This is a genomic window from Pseudarthrobacter sp. NPDC058362, from assembly GCF_042723515.1.
Lineage (GTDB): Bacteria > Actinomycetota > Actinomycetes > Actinomycetales > Micrococcaceae > Arthrobacter.
Genome location: NZ_JBHXIW010000004.1, coordinates 298,507 through 319,940, shown reverse-complemented (window position 1 = coordinate 319,940; position 21,434 = coordinate 298,507). Strand labels below are relative to the sequence as shown.

Genomic DNA, 21,434 nt, shown 5'->3' with positions numbered 1-21,434 from the left:
TCCCTGCCGTTGGGTTGCAGCATCCATTTTATGGCAGGTCTAGACCGCTAATGCCCCGCTTTCCGCAACATGGCGGGGCGGGTGCCCGGCGCCGTTTGGCTATATGTGGTGTCCTAGTGCGCGTGGTCTCCACGGCTGTATTCGTACACCCAGCCGACAAGGGCGACGACCGCCAGGCCAGCAGCTACGAAGACGATCCACCAACCGACAGCCAGACCCAGGAAGCCACCTGCGCAGGCCAGGCCGAGAACCAGCGGCCACCAGCTCCAGGGGCTGAAGTGCCCCTGCTCGCCGGCGCCTTCGTGGATTTCAGCGTCGCTGCGGTCCTCGGGACGGAGGCCTACCCGCTTGGCCGTGAAACCGAGGTAGGCGCCGATCATTCCGGCGAGCCCGCCGACCAGCAGGACGCCCAGGATGCCGACCCACTCGCTCCAGTCGGTCAGGAAACCATAGACGATCGAAACGGGAACGAAGAAGAATACTCCGGCTCCAAAGATCCAAGATTCGATTTTCACTGGGCAGTGTCCTTCTGGTCAGCGTTGCCCAATGCCTGTGCAACGGGAGCGGGCGACTCGACGGTGTGCACCTGACGCAGCTCCGGGTGGTGCAGGTCCAGGGCGGGACGCTCCGAACGGATCCGGGGCAGTGAGGTGAAGTTGTGGCGCGGCGGCGGGCAGGACGTTGCCCACTCCAGGGACGCGCCGAAGCCCCACGGGTCATCCACGGTGACGCGGTCGTTGCTGCGCCAGGTGATGTAGACGTTCCAGAAGAACGGGATCAGCGAAGCGCCCAGGACAAAGGATGCAACGGTGGAGAACTGGTTCATCCAAGTGAAGTTGTCCTCCACCAAGTAGTCGGCGTAGCGGCGGGGCATTCCCTCGACGCCCAGCCAGTGCTGGATGAGGAAGGTGCCGTGGAAGCCGAGGAACAGGAGCCAGAAGTGGATCTTGCCCAGGCGCTCGTTCAGCATCTTGCCGGTCCACTTGGGCCACCAGAAGTAGAAGCCTGCGAACATGGCGAACACAACGGTACCGAACACCACATAGTGGAAGTGCGCCACCACGAAGTAGGAGTCCGAAACGTGGAAGTCCAGCGGCGGCGAAGCCAGGATGATGCCGGTCAGGCCACCGAAGAGGAAGGTGATGATGAAGCCGATGCTCCACAGCATGGGGGTCTCGAACGTCAGCGAACCCCGCCACATGGTGCCGATCCAGTTGAAGAACTTCACGCCGGTGGGCACTGCGATGAGCATGGTCATGAAGGCGAAGAACGGCAGCAGTACCGAGCCGGTCACGTACATGTGGTGGGCCCAAACGGTCACCGACAGGGCGGCGATGGCAATGGTCGCGTACACCAGGCCCTTGTAACCGAAGATCGGCTTGCGGCTGAACACCGGGAAGATCTCCGAAACGATGCCGAAGAACGGCAGGGCGATGATGTAGACCTCGGGGTGGCCGAAGAACCAGAACAGGTGCTGCCAGAGCACTGCGCCGCCGTTTTCCGGGTCGAAGATGTGTGCACCGAACCGGCGGTCGGCGCCGAGGGCGAACAGCGCTGCAGCCAGCGGCGGGAAGGCCATCAGGACCAGGATCGCGGTGATAAGCGTGTTCCAGGTGAAGATCGGCATCCGCCACATGGTCATGCCCGGGGCACGCATGCAGATGATCGTGGTGATGAAGTTGACGGCACCAAGGATCGTTCCGAAACCGGACAGTGCCAGGCCGAAGACCCAGAGGTCACCGCCGACGCCGGGGCTGAACGTGGTATTGGACAGCGGCGCGTAGGCAAACCAGCCGAAGGAGGCCGCTCCCTGCGGGGTGATGAAGCCGGACACCGCAATCGTGGAGCCGAACAGGAAGAACCAGAAGGCCAAGGCGTTCAGTCGCGGGAACGCAACGTCAGGCGCACCGATCTGGAGCGGCATGATGACGTTCGCGAACCCGGCGAAGAGCGGGGTGGCGAACATCAGCAGCATGACCGTGCCGTGCATGGTGAACAGCTGGTTGTACTGTTCCTTGGTCTGCAGGATCTGCATGCCCGGCTCGAAGAGTTCGGCACGGATCAGCAGCGCCATGACGCCGCCGAAGCAGAAGAACACGAAGGACGCGATCAGGTACATGTACCCGATGGTCTTGTGGTCAGTGGAGGTGATCCAGTTGACGACGATGCGTCCCTTGGATTTGGGAACCACGGGAGCAGCCAGGGCTCCGGTGGGTGCGGGTTGGGTGTATGTAGCCACGTCGCTGCCCTTACTTGATGTCGTTCACGTTCGGGTTGCGGTCGTACTCGTTGCCGATCAGGCCCGTGTTGCCGGCCGCCTTCAGTTCCTCCAGGTGGGCCTGGAATTCAGCTTCGGACACCACCTTGACGCGGAACAGCATTTCGGAGTGGTACTCACCGCAGAGTTCGGCACACTTGCCGTCGTAGGTTCCCTCTTTGGTGGGGGTGAACCGCATGTAGTTGGTCTTGCCCGGGATCATGTCGCGCTTCTGCAGGAAAGCGGGTACCCAGAAAGAGTGGATGACGTCACGGGCGTTGAGCTCGAGGTCAACCGACTTGTTAACCGGCAGATACAGCGTGGGAAGCAATTCCTTGTCGATGGTGTTGCCCGTCAGGTGCGCCTGCACGCCGGCCTCGTGGACGTCTTCTTCAATGACGTCTCCAGCCTTGTAGTTGAAGTCCCAGGCCCACTGCTTGCCGCGGACATCCACAACGACGTCCGCAGGCTGCGACCGGTCGTCAATGGCCTGCTGGTCGCGGTCGGTGAAGTAGAAGAACACCAGGACCATGAAGATGGGGATGGTCAGGTAGAAGACTTCCAGGGGCAGGTTGAAGCTGGTCTGCCGCGGGAAACCCACGGTCCCCTTGCGCCGGCGGTAGGCCACCAGGCACCAGATGATCAGGCCCCAGGTAATGACACCCACCACGAGGGCGGCAATCCATGAGTTGACCCAGAGGTCCATGATGCGGTCGGTGTTGCTGGTGGTGCCACGCTCGGTGGGCAGCCACCCCTTCTCTACCTCTGGCGAACATCCGGTCAAAACCAACGCGCCGGCAACTGCCAAGCCTGTGATCGTGGTGATCGTTTTGCGTCGGCTGCCGGTTCGGTTCTGCGAACTCACAGACGGCCCTTCCTACTTGATGCTGTTGCCCGGGCAGCCATTGGCGCTCCGGGCACACTAAAAGTTTTACTACTCGGTGTAGAGCTTACCGCTCCGCCGGGCGTTTCGCCCACATGTCGGCGCCGTGGCTCCCCGCTGTTCTCCTCGCGGGGCGTTCGGCGCCGGCATCGGGCGAAACAACCGGGCTAGTGGAAGGAATCTCCACAGGCGCAGGAGCCACCGGCGTTGGGGTTGTCGATGGTGAAGCCCTGCTTGGAGATGGTGTCCTCGAAGTCAATGCTGGCGCCGGTGAGGTACGGAACGCTCATCTTGTCTACGACAACTTCCACGCCGTCGAAGTCCCGGACGGCGTCCCCGTCCAGCAGCCTTTCGTCGAAGTAGAGCTGGTAGATCAGCCCTGAGCAGCCGCCGGGCTGCACGGCAACCCGAAGGCGCAGGTCCGTGCGGCCTTCCTGTTCGAGAAGGCTGCGTACCTTGCCTGCGGCGACGTCGGTGAGGTTAACCTCATGGACGGCTAGTTCGTCACTGGCCGCGGCGGTGGTTTCAGTGCTGTTCTCATTGGTTGCGGTGCTCATGTGGCCTACCTTCTTTGAGCGGTCCTGGCGGCACTGCCGTAGCAGTGCCTGCCCTTACGGATTCGGTATGGGCTATAGCTACATGCTACGTCGGACAGGCGTGTAGCTCTAACTCCCTGCGTAACCATGCCCGGCCTGCGCTTGTTCCCGGAGTCCCTCATTATTCAGCCGTGCCAGCATGAGCGCTTCGGCCAGGATTGCGTTGCGGAAATCGCCCAGGTGCAGGGACTCGTTGGCGCTGTGGGCCCGTGAGTCCGGGTCCTCCACTCCGGTCACGAGGATCTGCACGTCCGGGTACATCTCCGTGAGGTCCGCGATGAAGGGAATCGAGCCGCCGATGCCCGTTTCCACGGCGGGCACGCCCCAGGCCTCGCCCAGCGCCCACATGGCCAGGGCCGCCGCGGATGAGGACGTGTCTGTGGAGAACGGATTACCGCTCTCGCCCGGAGTAAAGACGACTTTAGCGCCGAAGGGTGCGTTCTCTTCGACATGCCGGCGCATGGCCGCCATGGCCTCGGCGGGATCCTGCCCCGGCGCCAGGCGCAGGCTGAACTTTGCCCGGGCGCGGGGCAGCAGCGTATTCGACGCGACATCCACTGCCGGCGCATCAATGCCGATGATCGACAGCGCAGGCTTGGTCCACAGCCGGGAGGCGATGCTTCCGGTCCCGGCCAGGCGCACCCCGGCCAGGACGGACGCGTCCGCCCGGTAATCCTCCTCCGGGAGGTCCACCGCTGCCGTGTCCGCGGCCACCAGTCCGCGGACGGCCACGTTCCCGTCCTCGTCGTGCAGGGTGGCAATCAAACGCGACAGCAGCGTGGGTCCGTCCAGCACCGGGCCGCCGAACATGCCCGAGTGCACTGCATGGTCGAGGACCTGGACCTCGATGGTGCCGTCAACGAGGCCGCGCAGGCTGGTGGTCAGTGCCGGCGTGCCCACCTTCCAGTTGCTGGAATCGGCCACCACGATGACGTCCGCCCGGAGCAGTTCCCGGTTCGCTTCCAGGAAGGTCCGGAACGTGGGTGATCCTGCTTCTTCCTCGCCCTCGAAGAAGAAGGTCACGCCCAGCCCGAAGGAGTCGCCCAGGACTTCCGCCGCCGCGGCGTAGGCCGCGACGTGCGCCATGATCCCGGCCTTGTCGTCCGCCGCGCCGCGGCCGTACAGCCTCCCGTCCTTTTCGACGGCGGTGAACGGCTGGGTCTCCCACAGCGTCTCGTCGCCGGCGGGCTGGACGTCGTGGTGGGCATAGAGAAGGATGGTCGGCTTTCCGTCCCGCGCGGGACGGCGGGCGACGACGGCGGGTCCCCCGGGCGTCCCGTCCTCCTTGTCGCAGCCCAGCACGCGGACTTCGGCCAGGCCGGCGGTCCGCAGGAGTGCGGCGGTGGCCTCGGCACTGTGGTCGAGCGGGGCACGGTCGAAACTGGGCCACGCGATCCCCGGGATGGCCACGAGTTCCTTGAGCCGGGCGAGGGTGTCGTGGAAGCTGGCGTCGATTGCTGAGCGGAGATCTTCCGTCAGGCTGTTTTGGGCGGGGTTGGAAGTCATGCCGAGAACATTACCTCCGTCACATCAGGCGCGGTTCGCGCCTGCGCGCACAAGGTATTCTGTACGGGTGTTCGGACGTAAAAAGGAAGCGCCCTCGGCGCAGGAATCAGTAGACCAGCAGGCGGCAGAAGCCGCGGCGCGCCAGGGCGGAGCGACCGGAAAAGGCGCGCCGACCCCCACCCGCAAGGCCCAGGAAGCAGCCCGCAAGCGGCCATTGGTGCCCGAGGACCGCAAGGCATCCAAGGCAGCCGAACGCCAGGCGGTGCAGGAGCAGCGGCTGAAGATGCGCCAGGCCCTGGACACCGGCGACGAAAGGTTCCTGCCGCTGCGGGACAAGGGTCCGCAGAAGCGCTTTGCCCGCGACTATGTGGATGCACGGTTCAGCCTGGGCGAGTACCTGATGTTCGGCGCGCTGGTCTTTGTGCTGGTTTCCCTCGTGGTGCCGGCCTCCAGCGACCTGATGGTCTACGTGCTGGGTGGCTTCTGGTTGATGTTCCTGGCCGTCTTCGTGGACGTGTTCATCCTGTCCCGTAAACTCCGCAGGGCCCTTGAATCAAAGTTCGGCGAGGTGGAACGCGGAACCGTCTGGTACGGATCCATGCGGTCACTCCAGTTCCGAAAGCTGCGGCTTCCCAAACCCCAGGTCAAGCGCGGCCAGTACCCGGTCTGACCGGCGTCATTATTCCCTTGCCGTCCAAGACGGCAGAACCCCGGTGGACCAGTCCGCCGGGGTTCATTCGTTTATGCACCGGAACTCTTTACTGCACAGACCTCTTCAGGGCGTTAGCGTGCCTGGCGCCGGTTCCGGGCCAGTCCCTTGTTAATGCGGGCCGCCCAGAACGGACCCTCGTAGAGGAACGCCGTGTAGCCCTGTACCAGGGTGGCACCTGCATCCAGCCGTTCCTGCACGTCCCGGGCTGTTTCCACGCCGCCCACAGCCACCAGGGTGAGTTGGTCGCCAACGGACTGCTTGAGCCGCCGCAGCACTTCCAGGGAACGATGCTTGAGGGGCGCGCCGGAGAGGCCACCGGCACCGCAGCGCTCCACCTCGTCCGCGGGCGAGGCAAGGCCGGTGCGCGCGATGGTGGTGTTGGTAGCGATGATGCCGTCCAGCTTCAGGTCCAGCGCAAGGCGGGCAACATCGTCAATATCCTCATCGCTCAGGTCCGGCGCGATCTTGACGAGGAGCGGCACGTGCCGGCCGGCCGCGCGGTCGGCTTCCTCCCCCACTGCTAACAGCAGCGGGCGAAGCGTTTCGACGTCCTGCAGCAGCCGCAGGCCCGGGGTATTCGGAGAACTGACGTTAACCACCAAATAGTCTGTGGCCGGGGCCAGGTTGCGGGCACTGACAAGGTAATCGGCCACGGCGTCTTCGAGTTCAACAGCTTTGGTCTTGCCGATGTTCACGCCGATGACCGGCCGGACCGCAGGGTGCTTGCGCTGAAGTGCGGCGCGCGCGGCCTTAAGGCGCGGCGCTACTGCCGCGGCGCCGTCGTTATTGAACCCCATGCGGTTGATGACGGCGCGGTCCTGGATCAGCCGGAACAGCCGGGGCTTCTCGTTGCCCGGCTGCGCCTGCCCGGTGATGGTGCCCACCTCGACATGGCCGAAGCCGAGTTCGGTGAGGGCTTCAATGCCGTGGCCTTCCTTGTCAAAGCCGGCTGCGAGGCCGAAAGGAGACGGAAATGTCAGGCCCAAAGCCGTTGTCTGCAGCGAGGCAGGCGGGGCTGTCAGTTTCTGCAGGACCTTCCCGGCACCCGTGCGGTGGGCAAGGCGGATCCCCTTGAACCCGAGGGTGTGGGCGCGCTCAGCGTCCATCCATGAAAAGGCAAGCCTGAAGAAAGTGGGGTAAACGCGCATGCCTCTAGTTTTCCGGTTTCGGAAGCCCAGACCAAACCGCGCCCTGTAACGGCCCGGGGAACAGTCATCCGGGGCAGGTAGCTGCCGGTTGGTTAATATGGGGCCATGCAGTGGGAGCAGGACATTCTGGGCGGCGGCTTCGAGTCGCTGGCCTTCGTTGCCGCCGGTGAGGACGGGGTGCAGCGGACCGCCACCCTGGTGAGGCTGCACCCCGGCGCCGAATCCGCGGATCCCCCTCCGGCGGAGGCACGGGGCCGGCGGCCGGCGGTAGGCGCCGTGCTCTTCCTGCACGGCTGGAGCGATTACTTCTTCAACACCGACCTCGCCCGCTTCTGGGCAAGGCGCGGCTATGCGTTCTATGCCCTCGACATGCACAACCATGGCCGGAGCATCCGGCCCGGGCTGCCGGGCGGCTATGTGGCAGACCTCGCAGACTATGACGCCGAACTGGCCACGGCCACCAGCCTCATCCGTGACGAAGCGGGCGCGCCCCTGACGCTGATGGGGCACTCCACCGGCGGATTGGTCGCGGCCCTCTGGGCCAGCCGGCACCCGGAAGGTCTCGCCGGGCTGGTCCTCAACAGTCCTTGGCTGGAGATGCACGGGAGCTCGCTGGTCCGCCGCGCCGCGGCGGGCATGGTTGGTCCTGTGGCACGTTTCCGTCCTGAAGCGGTGCTGCGCCTACCGGAGCGCGGCTACTACTGGCGTACCATCAGCAGCGCGGCCGAAGGCGAATGGAACCTGGACGACCGTTACAGGCCTCCGATGGCTTTTCCCGTCCGTGCGGGCTGGCTGAACGCGGTGCTGTCCGGCCACGCGCAGGTGGCGCGGGGGCTGGGACTGGAGATGCCCGTCCTGGTGCTGCTGTCCCGGACCAGCGCCACGGGGCTCTTCTGGTCGGATGAGATGCGGCGGGCCGACGCCGTCCTTGACGTGGGCATCATCGCAGCCCGTGCACTGACGCTTGGCCGTACCGTGACCGTGGAACGGATCGACGGCGGGCTCCATGACGTGTTCCTTTCACCTGCGGCAGTCCGGCACGACGCGTATGCCCGGCTGGGACGCTGGCTGGCCGCCTATGGTAGCGAGGCGGGCGGCGCGGAGTCCGGAGATGCCGCATCCACGGCACCGCCATAGCGCCGGTCCCGCTGCGCGTACTCTTCCACGGCCGCCCACAGGGTCCTGCGGTCCACGTCCGGCCACAGGGTATCCATGAAGACGAATTCGGCGTAGGCCGACTGCCAGAGCAGGAAGTTGGAAAGGCGCTGCTCACCGGAGCTGCGCAGGAACAGGTCCACGTCCGGCAGGTCCGGCTCGTCCAGGTACTTCTGGATGGTGCGTTCGGTGATGGCGCCGGGCTTGATCCTGCCGGCGGCGACATCCTCCGCGATGGCGGAAACGGCGTCGGTGATCTCCGCACGGCCGCCGTAATTAACACACATGGTCAACGTACAGGTGCTGTTCCCGGCAGTGAATTCCTCCGCATCCTCCAGTTCCCTGATAACGGACCCCCAGAGCCGCGGCCTCCTGCCGGCCCAGCGGACTCGAACCCCCCACTCGTCGAGCTGGTTCCTTTGGCGGCGTAGCACATCCTTGTTAAATCCCATCAGGAAACGGACTTCCTCCGGGGAGCGGCGCCAATTTTCCGTGGAGAACGCATACACGCTCACGTACTCGATCCCCAACTCGATGGCACCGGCCATGACATCCAGCAGCGCCGGTTCGCCCGCCTTGTGCCCTTCGATGCGGGGCAGGCCGCGCTGGTTGGCCCACCGTCCGTTGCCGTCCATCACGATGGCCACGTGGCGCGGGATAAACTCCTGCGGTATGGCGGGCGCCTCCGCACCCGAGGGGTGCGGGTACGGTGCCACGACGGGACGGGTGCGCCGGGCGGCGTTCTTCTTTTTTCCGAGGGCCACTGTCAGCTACGCTCCACATGCTTGAGGGATTTCAGGACTCTTTCGAGGTGCCACTGCAGGTAGGCGGCTACCAGGCCGGCGGCCTCCTTCCGGTGGACGGGCAGGGAGGCATCGGCGGTGGCCCAGTCACCGGTCAGCAGTGCGGCCAGAAGCACCACCGTCTCCGCGGCAGGTGCCGGTGAACCCGGCGGCCGGCAGTCCCCGCACACCATGCCGCCCAGCGGAGCCGAGAAGGCAGAGTGTGGACCGGGTGCGCCGCAGCGGGCGCAGTCCGTGAAGCTCGGTGCCCAGCCGCCGGTAGCCAGGGCACGCAGCAGGTAGGAATCCAGGATCAGCCCGGCTGCATGGTCGTCCCGGCTGAGCGCGGCGAGGGCGCCCACCAGCAGGTTGTATTGGGCGGTACCGGCTTCGCCGTCCACGTCCGTCAGCTTCTCGGCGGTCTCCGTCATGGCCGCGGCTACCGTATACCTGCCGTAGTCGGCGGCAATGCTCCCGCCATAGGCGCCCTTGGCCACCGCCTGCGTGACGATATCCAGCGTCCGCCCGGAAACGAGCTGCAGGTCAGCCACCATGAAGGGTTCCAGCCGGGCGCCAAACCGGCTGCTGGTCCGCCGCACCCCCTTGGCCACCGCCCGGACCTGGCCGTGGTGCTTGGTGAGCAGGGTGATGATGCGGTCCGCCTCTCCCAGCTTGTGGGTACGGAGCACGACGGCGTCGTCCCGGTACGCGCGGGAAGCGAAAGACTGTTGGGCCACGCTTTATCTTCCCATCCCCGGCGGCGGCATTGTTCCGCCGTGCACTGCCCAGTTCCGACAAACGACAAAGTGCCGCCGGAAAATCCGGCGGCACTTTGGCCGGCGGGGTCAGGCCTGTGCGTCCCGGATGGCCCGGTTGACGGCCGAGATGACGGCTTTCAGGGAGGACATGCTCGTGTTGGCGTCAATGCCGACGCCCCACAGGACCCGCTCCCCCACCGCGCACTCGACGTAGGCGGCGGCCATGGCGTTGCCGCCCTCGGAGAGTGCGTGTTCGCTGTAGTCCAGCACCCGCACGTCCACCCCGTCTTCGCGCAGGATGCTCAGCAGCGCGGCGATGGGACCGTTTCCGGTGCCTGTCCGGTTGGCCTGCACGCCGTCCACGGTGAGGGACGCATGCAACGTCATGCCGCCGTCGTCGTCTGTTTCCGTCTTGACCGCCCCCAGGGAGTAGCGGCCCCACTGCCCGTCTTCCCGGCCCGAGGGCAGGTATTCGTCCTGGAAGATCTGCCACAGCTGTGCGCCGCTGACCTCGCCGCCGACAGTGTCCGTGCGGCGCTGGATCACGCCGGAGAACTCGATCTGTGCGCGGCGGGGCAGGTCCAGGCTGTGCTCGTTCTTGAGCAGGTAGGCAACGCCGCCCTTGCCGGACTGGGAGTTGACCCGGATGACGGCCTCGTAGCTCCGGCCCAGATCCTTGGGGTCCACAGGCAGGTAGGGAACTTCCCACTTGAAGTCGGCAATGTCTTGGCCGGCCGCGGCCGCATCGCGCTCCAAGGCTTCCAGGCCTTTCTTGATGGCGTCCTGGTGCGAGCCGGAGAAAGCCGTGAAGACCAGGTCGCCGCCGTAGGGCGAACGCTCGGGGACGGGCAGCTGGTTGCAGTACTCTACGGTGCGGCGGACGTCGTCGATGTTGGAGAAGTCAATCATGGGATCGATGCCCTGCACGAACATGTTCAGGCCCAGAGTGACAAGGTCGACGTTGCCGGTACGTTCTCCGTTGCCGAACAGGCAGCCCTCGATGCGGTCCGCGCCGGCCAAGTAGCCCAGCTCGGCGGCGGCCACGCCGGTGCCGCGGTCATTGTGCGGGTGCAGCGAGAGGATGATGCCCTCGCGGGGGTGCAGGTGCCGGCTCATCCATTCAATGGAGTCGGCGTACACATTGGGCGTGGCCATCTCCACCGTGGCCGGCAGGTTGATGATGACCTGGCGGTCCGCGGAGGCTTCAAAGACATCGGCGACGGCGTTGCACACCCGCGCGGCATACTCCAGTTCGGTGCCGGTAAAGGATTCCGGGGAGTATTCGTAAGTCACGTGCGTGTCCACGAGGGTTTCCTCGTACTTCTTACACAGCCGCGCACCCTGCAACGCGATGTCCAGGATGCCGTCCTCGTCCTGGTTGAAGACGACGCGGCGCTGCAGCACGGACGTGGAGTTATACAGGTGGACAATGGCTTGCTTGGCGCCGACCAGGGACTCGTAGGTCCGTTCGATCAGGTGTTCCCGGGCCTGGGTGAGAACCTGGATGGTGACGTCGTCCGGAATGTGGTTGCCTTCGATGAGCTGGCGGACGAAGTCGAAGTCTGTCTGCGACGCCGACGGGAACCCGACCTCGATCTCCTTGTAGCCCATGCGCACCAGCAGATCGAACATCTTCATTTTGCGGGCGGGGCTCATGGGATCGATCAGCGCCTGGTTGCCATCGCGCAGGTCTACGGCGCACCAGCGCGGAGCCTTGGTGATGACCTTGTCCGGCCAGGTGCGGTCGGGCAGTTCGACCGTGATCAGGTCCTGGAACGGGGTATAGCGGTGGGCAGGCATTCCTGAGGGCTTCTGTGCGTTTCGCATTACTATCGGGGCCTTTTCTGTGGTTCTTCGTTGAAAGGTGGCCGGGCAACACAAACTCCGCAGCGAGGGTGGGCCTTGCGCTAGATCGCGTCTGTGGCCTCGCCGCGGCAGCTAAGGAGAAGCAGTTCTGCACGCACCATTTGAGGGTAACACGGGTGCGTAAGATGAAAGGGCGCTACCGTCCGTAACGTCCACCATGCAGACGCGAGGCCGAACCGACACCGGTACGGCCCTGCGGCCAAAGGAGTTTCAGTGCCTAATTCCGGCATCGACCTATCCACCTTCGACCACACCGTCCGGCCGCAGGATGACCTTTACCGGCACGTGAACGGGGCCTGGCTGAAGGCCACACAGATTCCCGAAGACCGGCCGCTTGAAGGCACGTTCACTGCGCTCCGCGACGGCTCTGAGCTGGCAGTGCGCGCCATCATCGAGGAAGCCGCCGGCAAGGGTGCCGCGGCAACCGGCATCGAACGGAAGATCGGCGACCTCTACAACAGCTTCATGGATGAGGCCGGAGTGGAAGCCAAGGGCATGGAGCCGATTCGGCGGCGGCTGTCGGATGTCTTCGCCACCTCCTCCGTAGCTGACCTGGTGTCCCTGACGGGCCGCCTGTTCCGGGCGGACGTCGGTGGCCTGTTCTACATCTACCCTGCTCCGGACGCCGGGAACCCTGACCGCATCCTGCTCTATATCGGCCAGGGCGGCCTTGGCCTTCCCGACGAGTCGTATTACCGCGAAGAGAAGTTTGCTCCGCTGGTGTCCGCTTACACCGGCCATGTGGAGCGGATGTTCGCCCTGGCTGAGTTGCCGGACGCTGCTGCTGCCGCCACGCGGGTGGTCGAGCTGGAAACCCGGCTTGCGGCGCACCACTGGGACAACGTCACCCTCCGCGACCCCCAGAAAACCTACAATCTGAAAACCGCCGGGGAGGCCGCCGAACTTTTCCCCCACTTTCCCGGGTGGTGCGAGGCGGCCGGCATCGAAGAGGACAAGCGCACCGAACTGGTGGTCAGCACCCCGGACTTCTTTGAAGGTACGGCAGGACTCCTGGACGAGGTGCCGCTCTCCACCTGGCAGGATTGGCTGGCCATGCGGGTCATCAGTGCCGCCGCCCCTTACCTGTCCTCCGCCTTCGTGGACGCCAACTTTGCCTTCTACGGCACCGCGTTGAGCGGCACCCCGCAGAATAAAGTTCGCTGGAAGCGGGCTGTCGGCGCCGTGGAGGCCGGCCTTGGTGAAGCCGTGGGCCAGATCTACGTGGAACGCCACTTCCCGGAAACGCACAAAGCCCGGATGCAGGCACTGGTCGACAACCTCATCGAAGCGTACCGCCGAAGCATCACCTCGGTGAGCTGGATGGGCGGAGCAACGATCGCCGAAGCGCTCCGCAAGCTGGAAGCCTTCCGCGCGAAAATCGGATACCCGGACAAGTGGATTGACTACTCAGCCGTGGAGATCGACCGCCACGACCTCCTCGGCAACGTGGAGCGCGCCCATAACGCCGACGTCGACCGCCACCTTGACGAGGTAGGCAAGCCGGTGGATCGGGACAAATGGCTGATGACGCCGCAGACGGTCAATGCCTACTACCACCCGATGATGAACGAGATCGTGTTCCCGGCCGCCATCCTGCAGCCGCCGTTCTTCACTGCGGACGCTGATGATGCTGTCAACTATGGGGGCATCGGGGCAGTTATCGGCCACGAAATCGGCCACGGCTTCGACGACCAGGGATCCCAGTTTGACGGCGGGGGTACCCTGCGGAACTGGTGGACCGACGAGGACCGGAAGGCGTTCGAGTCGCTCACCGCAAGGCTGGTCTCCCAGTACGATGCCCTGTCCCCCTATGCGGCACCCGGCCATAACGTTAACGGCCGGCTTACCCTCGGCGAAAACATCGGCGACCTGGCGGGCCTGGCCATCGCCCATAAGGCCTACCTGATCAGCCTGGACGGCAAGGAGCCGGAAGTCCTGGACGGCCTGACCGGCCAGCAGCGGTTCTTTGCATCCTGGGCCGCCGGCTGGCGCCAGGTGATCAGGCACGAGGAGGCGGTGCGGCGCCTGGCCACGGACCCACACTCCCCCAACGAGTTCCGCACCAACGCCATCGCGCGCAACCTGGACGCCTTCCATGACGCCTTTGCCGTCACCGAACAGGACGGCATGTGGATGGCCCCGGACGAACGCGTGAGTATCTGGTAGCCGTCCTGTACCTGCCGGCCGGCCCTATTCCTGCACAATCAGTGCAGGATTGGCCTGCTGGCAGGTGCTGTCCTTGGCCGTCTGGTTGACAATGTCCTTCGGCAGCGCGACCCCGCCGTACTTCACCCCAGACGGGAAATCTGTTCCCAGGTACACCTGGACGCCATAGACCCCGTCGGCAGGAAGGATCTGGGCCGCCGGAATTCCGAAGATCTTTGCCACGTCCCGCGCCACGTCGGCGAAGTCGGCGCCGTGGTACACCACGGACTGTTCCACCGGAGTAGCCTCGAACTGGCTGGCCTGGGTGAACCCTGCGGCGATCACCGCTTCCACGATCTCCTGCGCGCGGCCCGGCTCGCCGGTTCCGTTGGCTACTGCGACCGGCTGCAGGGTCTTGTCATAAGGCTGCGCAGGCGGAGCGCTTGGCGTGGGGGCGGGGGTCGTCGGCTTTGGCGTGGCACCGGGCGAAGGTGTGGCCGGGGCCGCGGGATCGGTAAGGTCCACGTCCTTGCGCATGGCGGCAAAAAGCTGCGATCCTGCCGGCTCCGCGATCTCAAGGCGGTTGGAGTCGCTCTGGGCGGGCCTGGTGGGGACTGCGACAAAGGCCACCTTGCTGACGTCGATGTCCTTGAGCCTGGTGCCGATGGTCAGCAGGGTGGGCACGGAGGCCAGTCCTTCATCAACGGTGAGGTTCTTCGTCACCACATCGGCTATTTTCAGCATGCGGGGCGGGTCCGACAGGGTTCCCTCGTCCTTGATCTTCCTGGTCAGCGAAGAGAGGAAGCCCTGCTGGGCCTTGATACGTCCCAGGTCGCCGCCGTCGGCAAAAGCGTGGCGGGTACGGAGGAAAGCCAAGGCCATTTCGCCCTGGACGGATGAGGTTCCGGCCGGCAGGCGCAGGCGCGAGTCGGGGTCGTAAACGGCATCGCTGATGCAGACCTCTACGCCGCCCACTGCGTTCGAGAGCTCCTTGACCGCGTTGAAGTCGGCCATCATGAAGTGGTCCACCTCCAGGCCGGTAATTTCATTGACTGTATCCACGGCGCAGCCAATGCCCGCTTCCGCCATGGCCTCATTGATCATGACGCCGGACCGCGCCGGGAACGTCTTGCCGGATTCGGGGTCCTTGCACTCAGGGATGTCCACCAGGAGGTCGCGGGGGAAACTGACCACGCTGACGCGCCTGTTGTCCTCCGAGATGTCCATGAGCATCATGACGTCCGAGTTGCCGTAACCGGTTGAATCCTCAGCGACACCGTATTTCGAGTTCTTCCCGTCCCGCGTGTCCGACCCCAGGATCAGGATCTGCAGCCTGCCCTTGGCGTCATCGGCAACCTCGTTCCCGCCGCCGCCGGCATTCAGAGGCGCCTTGGAGATGTTGTTCTGCAGCCGCAGGAACCAGAAGCCGGCAAAAACCAGGGCTCCTGCAAGGGCCACGGTGAGGATTCCGGTCACGATCTTCAGCCACAGTGGCATGCCGTGCGGACGGCCCATGTGGCGCGCGGCTCCGGCGGGCCCCGTGCCGGAGTGACGGGATACCGGCGCCGGACCGGCGGCGGCACCCGTCGCGTTCTGGCGTTTGTCGCGGCCTCGACCCACGTGCTGAACCTTCCTCTAAAAAACAAAATCCGGTCCATTTTAGTGGTCCAGTCTGGGAACTTACCCCACAGCGCGCCGACCCCGGGGCGATGCCGGCAGCCAACGGGTCAGAAGCCGAGTTTAACCAGCTGCTTGGGATCCCGCTGCCAGTCCTTGGCCACCTTCACATGGAGGTCCAGGTAGATCCTTGTTCCGAGCAGCGCCTCAATCCCCTTGCGGGCGTTGGTTCCCACTTCCCGCAACCTGCTTCCGCCCTTGCCGATGATGATTGCCTTCTGCGAGGGACGCTCCACATACAGGTTCACACGGACGTCCAGCAGCGGGTTGTCCTCGGGCCGGTCTTCGCGCGGCACAATTTCCTCGACGACGACGGCAAGCGAGTGCGGCAATTCGTCGCGGACGCCCTCCAGTGCAGCCTCGCGGATAAGCTCGGCAACCATGACGGCCTCGGGCTCGTCCGTAAGCTCTCCATCGGGGTACAGCGGGGGCGACGGCGGCATGTGGCTGATCAGCACGTCGGCCACGGTCCCTACCTGGAATCCGTCGCTGGCCGAAACGGGCACGATGTCCTTCCAGCCATCCTCTCCCATGACCTCCCGGCCCAGCGCAGCAACCGCCAGCAGCTGCTCCGTCAGCGCCTGCCGGTCAACAAGGTCCGCCTTGGTCACGATCGCGATCACCGGTTTGCGCCCTACGGCGGCCAGCTGGGCCGCGATGAACTTGTCTCCGGGGCCGATTTTTTCGTTGGCCGGCAGGCAGAAACCGATTGCGTCAACCTCGGCCAGGGTGTCCGCCACGAGGTCGTTCAGCCGCTTGCCCAGGAGGGTGCGGGGCCGGTGGAGGCCGGGTGTGTCCACTAGGATCAGCTGGGCATCATCACGGTGCACGATGCCGCGGATGGTGTGCCGCGTGGTTTGTGGCTTGGCCGAAGTGATGGCCACTTTCTTGCCCACCAGAGCGTTGGTGAGGGTGGACTTGCCGGCGTTGGGGCGGCCCACCAGCACCGAGAACCCTGCCCGGAAACCGCCGAAGTCTTCTTCGCCTGCGGCCTTATTTTTCTTGCTCACGTGGAACTCCCTGCTGGGTTGCTTCGGCCTCGTCGAGGAGGTCTTCAAGGTCAGTGTCTTCTTTTGTCACCCGCGCCGCAATAATGTGGCTGACGCGGTTGCGGCGGCCTTCCAGCCGGTCGGCACGCAATGAGAGCCCGTGGACCTGGACGGCGCTGCCAACGATCGGTACCCGTCCCAGTGCCTTGGCCAGGAGCCCGCCCACCGTGTCCACCTCGTCGTCGTCGAGTTCGAAATCGAACAGCTCGCCGAGGTCGTCGATGCTCATCCGTGCGCTGACACGGAAGGATCCGTCGCCGAGTTCGACAGCCTCAGCGCTTTCCGTGTCGTATTCGTCGACGATTTCGCCGACAATTTCCTCGATCAGGTCTTCGAGGGTTACCAGCCCGGCCGTGCCGCCGTATTCGTCAATCACGATAGCGACGTGCGTGGATTCCTTCTGCAACTCCCTGAGCAGGTCACTGACCGGTTTTGACTCCGGTACGTAACGCACGTCCCGGGCCAGCGTCTCCACGGGCGGCGGCTCCTCGCCCGGTGCCAGCCGGTGCAGGACTGCGGCGACATCCTTGAGATAGACAATCCCCAGGATGTGGTCGGTGTCCTCACGGATGACTGGCACCCGCGAGTAGCCGGAACGCAGGAAGAGCGACATGGCCTGCCGGAGGGTGGACCCGGCGTCGATGCTCAGGATGTCCGTCCGCGGAACCATCACGGCGCGCACCAGCGTGTCTCCAAAGTCGAAGACCGATTGGATCATCTCCGCTTCGGTGTCCTCGATCATGTCCGATTCACTGGCCCGTTCCACCAGTTCGCGGAACTCCTGCTCGCTGAAGAACGCCTCGTCACCGATGGGCGCCCCGGGGGCCGCTGAGCTGCCAAGTGCCACCAGCCAGCCGGGGATGGGGCCGAGGACCCAGGTCAGGAAACGGATCATGGGCGCGGTGAACCGGACCACGGCGGTGGAGTGCAGCCGGCCGAACTGGCGGGGCGAGACACCGACAATGACGAAACCGAGAAGGGCCATGATGCCGGTGGCAGCGAGGCCGGCCAGCCATACGTTGTCCAGCAGGCTGTAGAGGAGCACTGCCACTGCCACTGCCGAGGCCATCTCGAACCAGATACGCCAGAACCGCAGGGCACGGATGTGGGCTACGGGATGGGCGAGGATCTTCCGCATGGTCCCCGCCGGATTGCGCGCCAGGGCGTCTTCGGCCTCGTGGCGTGGAAGGAAATTGAACGCGGCCTCGGCCGCCGTCAGTACCGCCGCCGTGCCAAGGAAAACCAAGGCCATGAAGACCAGGAGCGATTCGGTCACTGGGTGGTCTCGGCAGGCGCTTCTTTGCCCGTAAACCCGGCGAGCAGTTCACGCTGGAGCCCGAACATCTCGGCCTTCTCCTCGGGTTCTGCGTGGTCATAGCCGAGCAGGTGCAGGATTCCATGCGTCGTGAGCAGCAGCATCTCGTCCTCAAGGCCGTGGCCGGCGTTGCGGGCCTGAACCTCGGCCACCTGGGGGCAGATGGCAATATCGCCCAGCATGCCCTGAGGCGTTGGCCGGTCCGGGGTGCCGGGGGTCAGCTCGTCCATAGGAACGGACAGCACGTCCGTGGCCCCCGGCTCGTCCATCAGTTCGATGTGCAGCTTCTCCATGGCGGGTTCATCAACCAGCAGGATGGAAAGTTCTGCCTGTGGATGGATGAAGAGCTGTTCGAAGATGTACCTCGCCAGGGCGACCAGCGCCGCTTCGTCCACCCGGACCCCGGATTCGTTGTTAACCTCGATGCTCACGCGTGTTCCCCCCGCTTATCCCGTACGGTCGAATGTTTGACGCGGCTGCGCTGCGCGTCATCCCAGAGACTGTAGGCATTAACGATGTCGCCCACCAGCCGGTGCCGGACCACGTCTGCTGCATCGAGGACGGAGAAGTTGACGCCCTCGATGCCGTGCAGTATCTCCTCCACGATGCGGAGTCCGGAACGGGTGCCGAAGGGCAGGTCCACCTGCGTCACGTCGCCGGTGACCACCATCTTGGAACCGAATCCGAGCCTGGTCAGGAACATCTTCATCTGTTCCGGCGTGGTGTTCTGGGCTTCGTCGAGGATGATGAAGGCATCATTGAGCGTGCGTCCGCGCATGTAGGCCAAGGGTGCCACCTCGATGGTCCCGGCCGCCATGAGCCGGGGAATGGACTCGGGGTCCATCATGTCGTGCAGGGCATCGTAGAGGGGGCGCAGATAGGGGTCGATTTTGTCGCTGAGCGTGCCCGGCAGGAATCCCAGCCGCTCACCGGCCTCCACTGCGGGGCGGGTGAGGATGATGCGGCTGACTTCCTTCTGCTGGAGCGCCTGGACGGCTTTCGCCATGGCCAGGTAAGTCTTCCCCGTACCCGCAGGGCCGATGCCGAAGATCACCGTGTTGTCATCGATGGCGTCCACGTAGTTCTTCTGGTTCAGCGTCTTCGGCCGGATGGTACGGCCCCGGCTGGAGAGGATGTCGTGGGTCAGAACGTCGACAGGGTTCTGCAGGGACTGGCTGCGCAAAAGCGCGGCAAGCTGCTGCAGCACAGCGGGAGTAATCACAGTCCCACGCGACACCAGTCCTCGGACCTCGTCGAGGAGTCGCATGATCCGCGGCACCTCAGCGGGCGGGCCGCTGATGGTCAGTTCGTTGCCACGGACGTGGAAGTTGACGTTGGGGAACTGCTCCTCGATAAAGCGAAGCGCTTCATCATGGCTGCCCAGGGACTGAACCATCTGGTCGGAGTTATCGAAGAGGACCACCTCCGTCCGGACTCCCGGAAGGGAATGGGGGAACTCTGCTGCGGCGCCCTCTCCGGTGAGCCGGCGCTTTCCGTTCGCTGATTCAGTCATAGTGCTGGCCCGCGGGCCCGTGATCCCCTTCAAGTCTGATAAACGTTTGCCGCCGGGAAAGGGCGGAGCCGGTGCCGGCGTCGTTCTTCCCAACGGGTCCTTACATCTTACGCCAGGAGGCCCCCTCCGGCCGCTCCTGACCGCTCACGTAAGCCTGCCCCGGGGTGCCGACCGGCGGCACCGGCCGATTATGTCTCAAGTTCATATCAGCCGGATATCGTTCCCGTTGCAGTTCGCTCCGGAGGGTCTGATCCGGGGTTCCAGCCACGGGTCCTGTGCGATGCTGGAAATCCAGCTTCCGTTGGAAGGAGCCGCCCGGGGATCGGCGCACCACCCAGAAAGGACAGGGACATCATCGTGCCGGAAACCACCGCTCCCCGCAGGGGCGCACGCGCGGACCGCCGTGTGCGTACCGCGGTCGTGGCGGGTTTTCTGGCGGTGCCCCTGCTGACCGGATGCATCGCAGAGCCTGTCCCGGAACCCACAACACCTTCCGGCTCCGGCACGACTGCAGCGGGAACTCCGGGCGTCCCGGCCACAAGCGCACCGCTTGAAACGACACAGTCCTCCAACAAGGCCCCGGTCTATTGGATTGGCCGCAGCGGCCCGAGCGTCTTCCTTTACCGCGAGTTCCGGGACGTGCCGGAGCAGGAGAATCCCGTGACCCGGGCGCTGCGGGCCATGATGTCCGAGGAGCCGCTGGATCCTGATTTCTTCACGCCCTGGCAGAATCCCAGCAGCCTTGCCACGTCCATCTCGGGCAAGGACGTCATCAACGTGGACGTCTCCGAGGATGCCTTCAACAGCAACCTCGATGCGGATATGGCTGCCCGCGCGGTGCAGCAACTGGTGTACACGGCAACGGCCGCCGCGGCGAGTTCCGGGCTGATCGACTCCGGCCAGCAGATCAGGGTGCGCATCCTGGTGGACGGCCATACCGACTATCCCGCCTTCAAACATATCCAGCTGGGCGACCTGATGTCGCGCGCGCCCGGGATGGTGGCTCCGGTCTGGATCATCGACCCGCAGGAGGGCGTGGAACTGGGCGCGGGTACCGTCAAGATCACCGGACGCAGCACCAAGGCCGGAAGCAAGCTGCGCTGGCAGGTCCTGAAGGGCGCCGAGGGCGAGGCGAAGGCGCCGTACCTCACCGGTGAAGCGACAGCCGCCGCGGAAGCCGGGCGGTCCGGCGTCTTCACCCTGGACCTGAAGCTTCCCGCTGGTGACTACGAGCTGAAAGTTGCGCAGGCGGGTGCCGGTGACGGACCCGACCGGAACGCAGATACCAGGTCGTTTACCGTCCGGTAGTGTCCCAGCGGCCCAAGACATCGCTGGCGAGGACGACGGCGGCGGGCCCGGCCGTCGAGGAACGCAGGACGTGCGTGCCGAGCAAGGCCGTCACCGCCCCCTTATCGCACAGCCGTGTCACCTCGCGCGGACTGATGCCGCCTTCCGGACCAACGATCAGCAGCACTTCCCGCACGCCGTCGCCACGGACCCGCCATGCTTCAAGGACGTTTCGCAGCGGGCGGACCGCGTCCTCATGCAGGATCACGGCCAGGTCTGCGGCTTCCACGGCCGCGGCAAGCGCGGAGGTGTCGACCGCGGGACGCACCTCGGGGATCCACGCGCGCCGCGCCTGCTTTGCGGCCGCCGCAACCACGGACTGCCATTTGGAGTGCGCCTTTGCGGCCCGGTCACCCTTCCAGCGCACGATGGAACGTTCCGACTGCCACGGAACAACCGCGTCGATGCCCAATTCAGTGGCCGTCTCGATGGCCAGTTCGTCCCGGTCGCCCTTAGCGAGGGCCTGTACCAGTATCAGCCTGACGTCCGGCCGTGCCTCGGCTGTGATGGTAAGGCACTCGACTTCCAGCCGGGACGGCCCGGACGAGGTGACCGTCCCGGTCAGGCGCCTGCCGACGCCGTCCACGATGTCCAAGGGTTCACCCTGCGCCAGGCGTTTTACGGCGACTGCGTGCCGCGCCTCGGGGCCTTCCAGGACGAAGAGCGCGCCGGGACGAACCCCGTCGAGGCTTCCGGCGGGGGCGAAAAAGACCGGGTTGCTCACC

19 protein-coding genes are annotated in these 21,434 nt (G+C 65.1%); 4 read left to right on the top strand and 15 right to left on the bottom strand.

The annotated features are described in order from the left end of the window. Positions 1-113: 113 nt before the first annotated feature. The 5 genes from ACFWIX_RS11180 to ACFWIX_RS11160 all read right to left on the bottom strand — a co-directional run bounded on the left by ACFWIX_RS11180 (position 114) and on the right by ACFWIX_RS11160 (position 5,242). On the bottom strand, positions 114-515 hold the full coding sequence (locus ACFWIX_RS11180) for a cytochrome c oxidase subunit 4 (protein WP_377216181.1): 402 nt from the start codon (positions 513-515) through the stop codon (positions 114-116). Continuing rightward, positions 512-2,239: a cytochrome c oxidase subunit I gene (gene ctaD, locus ACFWIX_RS11175; RefSeq protein WP_377216180.1), complete on the bottom strand. Its 1,728-nt coding sequence runs from the start codon at positions 2,237-2,239 to the stop codon at positions 512-514. The genes ACFWIX_RS11180 and ctaD overlap by 4 nt, the downstream gene beginning before the upstream one ends. Positions 2,240-2,249: 10 nt before the next feature. Then, on the bottom strand, positions 2,250-3,122 hold the full coding sequence (gene coxB, locus ACFWIX_RS11170; protein WP_377216179.1) for a cytochrome c oxidase subunit II: 873 nt from the start codon (positions 3,120-3,122) through the stop codon (positions 2,250-2,252). Positions 3,123-3,307: 185 nt separating this feature from the next. Further along, the gene (locus ACFWIX_RS11165; protein ID WP_377216178.1) at positions 3,308-3,697 is read right to left on the bottom strand and encodes a HesB/IscA family protein; all 390 of its coding nucleotides are present in this window, start codon (positions 3,695-3,697) and stop codon (positions 3,308-3,310) included. A gap of 108 nt (positions 3,698-3,805) precedes the next feature. After that, a complete protein-coding gene (locus ACFWIX_RS11160; RefSeq protein ID WP_377216177.1) occupies positions 3,806-5,242 on the bottom strand; it encodes a dipeptidase in 1,437 nt (478 codons plus the stop codon). Between the two features lie 67 nt (positions 5,243-5,309). Here ACFWIX_RS11160 and ACFWIX_RS11155 point away from each other — a divergent pair, with 67 nt between their 5' ends. Continuing rightward, complete coding sequence (locus ACFWIX_RS11155; RefSeq protein ID WP_377216176.1) at positions 5,310-5,912, top strand: DUF3043 domain-containing protein; 603 nt, start codon at positions 5,310-5,312, stop codon at positions 5,910-5,912. Positions 5,913-6,025: 113 nt separating this feature from the next. Here the strand turns inward: ACFWIX_RS11155 and ACFWIX_RS11150 are convergent, their stop codons facing one another. Continuing rightward, complete coding sequence (locus ACFWIX_RS11150; RefSeq protein WP_377216175.1) at positions 6,026-7,102, bottom strand: quinone-dependent dihydroorotate dehydrogenase; 1,077 nt, start codon at positions 7,100-7,102, stop codon at positions 6,026-6,028. A 105-nt stretch (positions 7,103-7,207) separates the two neighbouring features. Between ACFWIX_RS11150 and ACFWIX_RS11145 the strand changes: the two genes are divergently transcribed. Next, positions 7,208-8,239 carry an alpha/beta hydrolase gene (locus ACFWIX_RS11145; protein WP_377216174.1) on the top strand — a complete coding sequence of 344 codons (1,032 nt, stop codon included), beginning with the start codon at positions 7,208-7,210 and terminating at the stop codon, positions 8,237-8,239. Here ACFWIX_RS11145 and ACFWIX_RS11140 read toward each other — a convergent pair. The 3 genes from ACFWIX_RS11140 to leuA form a co-directional block, all read right to left on the bottom strand. Next, on the bottom strand, positions 8,179-9,021 hold the full coding sequence (locus ACFWIX_RS11140; RefSeq protein ID WP_377216173.1) for an isoprenyl transferase: 843 nt from the start codon (positions 9,019-9,021) through the stop codon (positions 8,179-8,181). The two genes, ACFWIX_RS11145 and ACFWIX_RS11140, sit on opposite strands and share 61 nt — an antisense overlap. A 2-nt stretch (positions 9,022-9,023) precedes the next feature. Then, positions 9,024-9,776 carry a DNA repair protein RecO gene (gene recO / locus ACFWIX_RS11135; RefSeq protein WP_377216172.1) on the bottom strand — a complete coding sequence of 251 codons (753 nt, stop codon included), beginning with the start codon at positions 9,774-9,776 and terminating at the stop codon, positions 9,024-9,026. A gap of 108 nt (positions 9,777-9,884) precedes the next feature. Next, positions 9,885-11,624, bottom strand: a complete 1,740-nt coding sequence (leuA, locus tag ACFWIX_RS11130; protein ID WP_377216171.1) for a 2-isopropylmalate synthase — start codon at positions 11,622-11,624, stop codon at positions 9,885-9,887. A gap of 252 nt (positions 11,625-11,876) precedes the next feature. On the opposite strand from leuA, the gene ACFWIX_RS11125 reads away from it, so the two are divergent. Beyond that, on the top strand, positions 11,877-13,829 hold the full coding sequence (locus tag ACFWIX_RS11125; protein ID WP_377216170.1) for a M13 family metallopeptidase: 1,953 nt from the start codon (positions 11,877-11,879) through the stop codon (positions 13,827-13,829). Between the two features lie 24 nt (positions 13,830-13,853). Here ACFWIX_RS11125 and ACFWIX_RS11120 read toward each other — a convergent pair whose 3' ends face one another. The 5 genes from ACFWIX_RS11120 to ACFWIX_RS11100 all read right to left on the bottom strand — a co-directional run bounded on the left by ACFWIX_RS11120 (position 13,854) and on the right by ACFWIX_RS11100 (position 19,362). Continuing rightward, positions 13,854-15,428, bottom strand: coding sequence for an LCP family protein (locus tag ACFWIX_RS11120; protein WP_377216169.1), 1,575 nt, complete (start codon positions 15,426-15,428; stop codon positions 13,854-13,856). 107 nt (positions 15,429-15,535) lie between these two features. Beyond that, on the bottom strand, positions 15,536-16,495 hold the full coding sequence (gene era / locus ACFWIX_RS11115; protein WP_377216168.1) for a GTPase Era: 960 nt from the start codon (positions 16,493-16,495) through the stop codon (positions 15,536-15,538). Further along, positions 16,479-17,810, bottom strand: a complete 1,332-nt coding sequence (locus ACFWIX_RS11110; RefSeq protein WP_377216167.1) for a hemolysin family protein — start codon at positions 17,808-17,810, stop codon at positions 16,479-16,481. Before ACFWIX_RS11110 ends, era begins: the two co-directional genes overlap by 17 nt. After that, a complete protein-coding gene (gene ybeY, locus ACFWIX_RS11105) occupies positions 17,807-18,280 on the bottom strand; it encodes an rRNA maturation RNase YbeY (RefSeq protein WP_377216166.1) in 474 nt (157 codons plus the stop codon). The genes ACFWIX_RS11110 and ybeY overlap by 4 nt, the downstream gene beginning before the upstream one ends. Next, positions 18,277-19,362, bottom strand: coding sequence for a PhoH family protein (locus tag ACFWIX_RS11100; RefSeq protein ID WP_377216165.1), 1,086 nt, complete (start codon positions 19,360-19,362; stop codon positions 18,277-18,279). The genes ybeY and ACFWIX_RS11100 overlap by 4 nt, the downstream gene beginning before the upstream one ends. Positions 19,363-19,719: 357 nt before the next feature. On the opposite strand from ACFWIX_RS11100, the gene ACFWIX_RS11095 reads away from it, so the two are divergent. After that, positions 19,720-20,670: a GerMN domain-containing protein gene (locus ACFWIX_RS11095; RefSeq protein WP_377216164.1), complete on the top strand. Its 951-nt coding sequence runs from the start codon at positions 19,720-19,722 to the stop codon at positions 20,668-20,670. Here the strand turns inward: ACFWIX_RS11095 and ACFWIX_RS11090 are convergent. Then, positions 20,657-21,433: a 16S rRNA (uracil(1498)-N(3))-methyltransferase gene (locus ACFWIX_RS11090; protein ID WP_377216163.1), complete on the bottom strand. Its 777-nt coding sequence runs from the start codon at positions 21,431-21,433 to the stop codon at positions 20,657-20,659. The genes ACFWIX_RS11095 and ACFWIX_RS11090 overlap by 14 nt on opposite strands. Between the last annotated feature and the right edge of the window lies 1 nt (position 21,434).

Coding starts and splice junctions, on each gene's coding strand:
- ACFWIX_RS11165 (WP_377216178.1), bottom strand. CDS start 3,697: ATGAGCACCGCAACCAATGAGAACAGCACTGAAACCACCGCCGCGGCC.
- ACFWIX_RS11160 (WP_377216177.1), bottom strand. CDS start 5,242: ATGACTTCCAACCCCGCCCAAAACAGCCTGACGGAAGATCTCCGCTCA.
- ACFWIX_RS11150 (WP_377216175.1), bottom strand. CDS start 7,102: ATGCGCGTTTACCCCACTTTCTTCAGGCTTGCCTTTTCATGGATGGAC.
- ACFWIX_RS11145 (WP_377216174.1), top strand. CDS start 7,208: ATGCAGTGGGAGCAGGACATTCTGGGCGGCGGCTTCGAGTCGCTGGCC.
- leuA (WP_377216171.1), bottom strand. CDS start 11,624: ATGCGAAACGCACAGAAGCCCTCAGGAATGCCTGCCCACCGCTATACC.
- ACFWIX_RS11100 (WP_377216165.1), bottom strand. CDS start 19,362: ATGACTGAATCAGCGAACGGAAAGCGCCGGCTCACCGGAGAGGGCGCC.